This window comes from Methylomagnum sp. (assembly GCF_054333355.1).
The window spans coordinates 1-5,357 of record NZ_JBTEKS010000304.1 but is presented as its reverse complement, the minus strand read 5'-3'; the positions used below and the strand labels follow the sequence as shown (position 1 = coordinate 5,357).

Annotated in this window: 4 protein-coding genes; all 4 read right to left on the bottom strand. The window is 54.5% G+C overall.

Annotated elements, in window-relative coordinates; genetic code table 11:
* Positions 1–135 precede the first annotated feature (135 nt).
* The 4 genes from ACXWUF_RS17840 to ACXWUF_RS17825 all read right to left on the bottom strand — a co-directional run bounded on the left by ACXWUF_RS17840 (position 136) and on the right by ACXWUF_RS17825 (position 5,303).
* Positions 136–2,307: an eCIS core domain-containing protein gene (locus ACXWUF_RS17840; RefSeq protein WP_458503332.1), complete on the bottom strand. Its 2,172-nt coding sequence runs from the start codon at positions 2,305–2,307 to the stop codon at positions 136–138.
* A gap of 74 nt (positions 2,308–2,381) precedes the next feature.
* The gene (locus tag ACXWUF_RS17835; protein ID WP_458497957.1) at positions 2,382–3,497 is read right to left on the bottom strand and encodes a hypothetical protein; all 1,116 of its coding nucleotides are present in this window, start codon (positions 3,495–3,497) and stop codon (positions 2,382–2,384) included.
* Between the two features lie 9 nt (positions 3,498–3,506).
* Positions 3,507–4,073: a DUF4255 domain-containing protein gene (locus tag ACXWUF_RS17830; RefSeq protein WP_458497956.1), complete on the bottom strand. Its 567-nt coding sequence runs from the start codon at positions 4,071–4,073 to the stop codon at positions 3,507–3,509.
* A gap of 255 nt (positions 4,074–4,328) precedes the next feature.
* Positions 4,329–5,303, bottom strand: a complete 975-nt coding sequence (locus tag ACXWUF_RS17825) for a ParB/RepB/Spo0J family partition protein (protein WP_458497955.1) — start codon at positions 5,301–5,303, stop codon at positions 4,329–4,331.
* Positions 5,304–5,357: the final 54 nt, after the last annotated feature.

Below are 5,357 nucleotides of genomic sequence, written 5' to 3'. Positions count from 1 at the left end.
CCTGGGTGAGGCCGCTCGTCTGCCAGGCCTCGATATGCCCCTGCCAATAGGCCGATAACGCCATCGCTCCACCTCGCGCAAAAGGCCGAGCATGACCGGGCGGCTCAGCGGATTACAGATGGGAGCGTTGAAGGCTTACCTACCTCTACCTCTACCCGACGGTTTTTTTCCGCTTTTTTCCTCCTCCTCCGAACTCGATTCTTCCAAGCTCGATATCACCTTCTCCTTCGAAAGTGGCCTGCTTATTATCTGCTTTTTACCTCCTCTTCCTCGCCCCCTCCCCCTTCCCCTGCCTCTACCTGACGGTTTTTTACTACTCTCTTCTTCCTCCACCGAACTCGATTCTTCCGCACTTGATACCTTCTTCTTTTTTAAATTTGACTGACTTTCAAGCTTTCTCTTTTTACTCCTTTGCTTTTCCTTGGATTGTTCTTTTTCTAAAGATGCAAGTGATAGCCGCCTCTTTCTTTTAAGTTTTTCTATTTGCTCATCTAAATATGCTATTTCTTCCTTTCGGGTATGGCTAGACAACTTTGAAACCCTTTTTATTTCTTCATCTGAATCATTTTCAGGATCGCTTACATGAATATCTCCTCCTTTCCTTTTTATATCTCTGTTGGAAACCACATATGAATCATAAAAAGAATCCTCGGCTTCTTCTTTGGTTAATTCCTTTTTGCCCGAATGAATCTTTATTGTTGAGCTTTTTGGTAATAACGTTAGCTTTGTAAATTTGGATGGATTTGAAGCTGTTGGCGCAACTTTAGTAGATTTTTGCTTGTGTATCTTAGATGCCAACTTAAAGTTCTCTTGATACTGGCCTTGTGTTTTTGTTAAAGATGATTTGTCTGAGAAGTTCTGTCCAATAAATGCCCCAACTCCACGATTTTTCCCTACTCCAAAGGCATCTTCATAGGCTTCCTTACTGTTAACACCATTAGCAATAAGATAATTTGTATAAGCAGTGTCTGGCTCATCACCAGCATGTGCCAGAATTCCCACCGCCCTAGCTTCTAAGCCTTCTCTATATTTTTCCTTGTCTCCTTTTTTCTTGTATCTACCTTCGTTTCCTAGGAAGCCTTTTTTAAATGGTTCATTTGAATTAAATAATTCCGATTTCGCTCCCAACGCTTTTGAGGATTCGTCGTCACCTCCTATCCTTAGCCAAACGCCGGATTTTGTGGTGTCGAACCTTGCCTTTATCTTCTCTCCGTAGTACTCGAATTTGAATTCTTCCCCAGTTGTCACCTTGTTTTTGCTTTTTTTCCATATTTTTTTTGTCTCTTTATATTTTTCTTGAATTACTTTTATTGTGGGAAGTTCATTGTTTATATAATTCTCGTCATACTCTTCTTTTTCGGAAGAAAATATTTCAAACTTCGGTTTATTACGAGACTTTACTAAAGTTTTGTAATCAGGAATTTCGAGCTTTGATTCTTTTTTTCCCTCTTCCTCGTCTTCGCTATCACATCTTTGAATTATTGTTTTATATGGCTGTGAATTAAATGCATTGTTCTTGTTCTCTAGTTTGAGATGGTTTTGGCCTGTTTCAATAACACCGTTTTGGGTTGCCATAATTGTATTGGCTTTGTTTCCCATATGATCCGCCTCCCGCTCCAACCCCGCGTCATCATTCACCGGCATCCCCTCCTTCATCTGCATCGTCGGCCTGACCCGCCCCTGCTTCTGCTGCACCACATGCCAAGCCTCATGGGCCAAATGCTGCTCCTGCCCCGGCCCGACATGAACATCCGTCCCCTGGGTATACGCCAGCGCCCGCAACTGGGCGGGCTTCGCCGAGTTGTAATGCACCCCCACATCGTCCATAGCCAAGCCCGACAAGCTCTCCACCCCGGTCTTGAGGTGGTCCGGCAAGCCGGTGCGGTTCGGGGCCGGGGCGGGTTCGGCGGCAAACTTCCCTTGCAGCAATTTTTCCTCCGGTGCCTGCCGCTGCGCCGTGTCGAACTCGCCCTGTGGCGGCTCTTCCTCTTCCAACCCTTGCCGCTGCGCCACTCCGAATTTTCCCTGGAGCAATTCCTCGTCCTCCGCCTGCCGCTGGACCAGCCCGCCGACCAGGCTCTCCATCTGGCGGCGCTGAGCCACCACGCGAGGACTGCTGTTCATCATCGCCGCCATGCCTTGCAACTGGCTCACGCGGGGGCTGCTGTCCATCATGTCCGCCAGCCGCCGTTGCGCCACCGCTTCGGGGCGGTTATCGACAAAGGCGGACGTTTCGGCCACCGGAGCCAGGGCGGGCGAAGCGGCGGGTTGTTTTTGTTCGGATTGGGCTTGAGCGGTGGCTTTCATGGCGGTTTGTCCAAAACGGCGGAAAGAAAAAACGCGCTGTTACCTTAACGGGTTTTATGCACAAATAAAATCGCCTAGAGATACACAAATATCTCTGAACACATCCGCCTTGTCCCCCCGGAGTCGTCAAGCCGGGTATTGCCGCTTTCGGCATAGGGCAGCGTAAAGGACCGCCCGCCATTGCCCTTGAGGGTGAATTGATGCTCGTCGGCGGGGCACTGCCAGAGCGGGATGTCCTGTTCCGACTCGAACACCCAGGCCGGACGGCCCTGGATGCTGACCGGAGCGGGCCGACGGACGAAAGGAATCCGCCCGTCGCCGCCGCCGTTTTTGATTAGCCGCTTATTCACGCCGGACAATTGGTAATCGCCATAATCCCGCTCCCCCGGCGCGGCGCTGAAGATGTGGTAGCGCCACAGGGTCCGCCGGTTGCCGAACCACAGGGTGAAGGTCTTCGGCTCTGGTCCCCCTTCGGGGCCAATCACCCGGCCAGATTCCGGGACGTGGCCGCTCATGGCGGAACCGCCCGCGAAAATCTGGACCACCCCCCATTGCTTCACGGCGGGCCGGCCACCGAGGTAAAAGCCGACCGGCTTTTTCCGGCCCACCGTCAGGCTGTAACGCCCATCGGGCAAATCGCCGAAGTTCACCGGAAAATTCGTGAGTTCCCGGTCAGGCGTCCGGGCTTCCCACACCGCCTGTTTTTTCAGGGCGTCGCTGACCCGCAGCCGGGCGTTCCGGGCGGGTGGGTCGAAGCGGTAATCGAAGGCTTTTGGGTAGACCCGCAGCGGGCCGTGGGCGCAGGCCAGGCCGGGCGGATGCAGCAGCCGCTTTTCGCCGCCGGGCGCCTCCATGGATTGGGGCTTGAGATTGTCGAAATAAAACAGGCTTTCCGAGGGCGAAAGGCCGGCCGGCGGGAGGTCGGTGTAATTGCCGAACAGCGGATCGGTGGCGTTCAGGACGAAGGTGAAGGGCGTGGTCTCGTTGAACAGCGCCAGGAAATCAATCTCGGGATGCAGCCCGAAGGACACCGTGCCGCCGTTCGGGGCGGGCCGGAACATCAGCCGGTAGCGCTCGAACAGCCGACGGCATTCGGCGGTGGGCACCAGATCGAGGGCGCGGCAGCCCCGGTCGGCGAAATAATCGTGCAGCAGTTCGAGGGCAAACAGCGGCTTATAGGATACGGCCATGGCGATGCCTCACAGCTCCGCGCCGGCGCCGGAAGCGCCCGGCACTAGACCCGCGACCCGGCCCTCCTGCACCGTCAACATGCGCGCCTTGTACAGGACCGAGGGCAGGTATTTACCGCCCTGGATGCTCCACAGGTTGTTGAGCTCCTGGAAATTCAGGCTGACCATCTCAATGCTGAGCTTGTCCAGTTCCTTCGGCAGGGCCGGCGAGCTTTGCGGAGTGAAGACGGATTTGCCCTGGAAAAACGCCAGCGCCGCCGAGAGAAACTTGAGGGATTCCCCGTAGTTGTTGCTGAAATGGGCGGCCACCAGCAGGTACAGGTTGAGGCTCAGGGCCGGGTTGATCCGGGCGTAGCCGCCGCCGTCCTTCCGCCCCTGCATACCGGACATGGGCGCCGCCGACTCGCGCTCGGCATTGACCAGGGACAGGACCAGCTTGTTCTCGACCTCGGTCGGCACCGTGCCATCCTGATTGACCAGGGCCGACAGCACCGCGTGCGGTTCGTTGCTGGGATAGCGGGTGTGGAGAAAGCCGTTCAGTTCGTCGAGGAGGAAGGCAAAGGTTTTGTCGATCATTGATGTTCCTACGTGGCGGAAGATAAGCCGCTGGCTGGGCGGAGTCGAAGCCAGCCCTGACCGTTCGCTTCGACTCCGCCCGGCGAACGGGCCGGACAGCCCAGCCGCGTCGAAATCGGGAAGTTGTTTTCGGCCAAACCCTAAGTTAAGCCGGCCGGGAGTCCAGAAGAGTGAGAAAAAGCCCCCTGGATAAGGGGGTTGGGAGGAATGGGCAAGCTCTTTTTCAGAAATCGCCTAAATTATCTATATGCCGGATTATTTTGAGGCGAGAAAAGCCGACGGGTTATTGCTCAGCAAGGCATAAACCGCCTCTTCCAGTAAATCAATATCCACGTTCCGCGCGGTCGTGATTTTTATGGTGCCGCCCGTGCGGGTCAAGGTGGCATAAGGCTTTCCATCGCTGTGGGAAGCCACCCGCTTGCTTGGCTCCGAGCGCTCGGTAATTTGGCTTGCCATCCAAACCACGGCCCGCATTTGATTCAGCCTGCCCTCCCTTATCCGCTCAAGCGCCTTTAGCACAAGCTCGTGGTATCCCTTCGCGGTTTGCTCGGCCAAAGCCTCCGCCACATTGGCGCCTATAATGCCTGGGTCGCTTTCCAATAGCTTAATGGCGTCCTCCGGGAGCTTCCCAAATGCCATCAGCCTATGGACGTGGGACTTACTGTAGGGGGTGTCCTTGCTTAATGCCCGGATCGACGGCACCGCCCCGGAATCCAGCAATATCTTCAATCCTTTATATATCTCATAATCACACAGGGGATTATGGAATATATTATCCAACACGGTGGAGCGGGCCGCCTGAACATCATCCAGTTCCCGGATGATCGCCGGTATCTCCTGCCGTTCCAAATGCAGAAACGCATCCAATCGGGTTTCGCCGGAAATCAGCTCGAAATACCCATCAGTCAATGGCCTGACCACGATGGGGTTGTTCAATCCATCGGCCTTCACATTCTCGGCCAAATCGGCGATTTCCACCGTGGAACGGGCTATCCGATTCTGATAGGGACTCCGCTTGATCTTCTCAATGGGAATATTTTTGACCATGCCAGAGTAATCCGCCGAGCCATCACTTTCCTCCGGCGTCAATTGAGCCTTTTCCAAAGGCTCCGGTTGACCCAGGGGTTCAAAGGCGGGCATGCGGCTTAGTGCGTCGTCAGAAACCGGGCCTATTTTGCCCGCGCTGATCAAACCGCTGACTTTTGGCGGCGCTTTGGTTTTAATGTTCATGGTATAGATAACTCAACTGGTGACGCGATGTTTTACTCCCTCTCCCCACGGGAG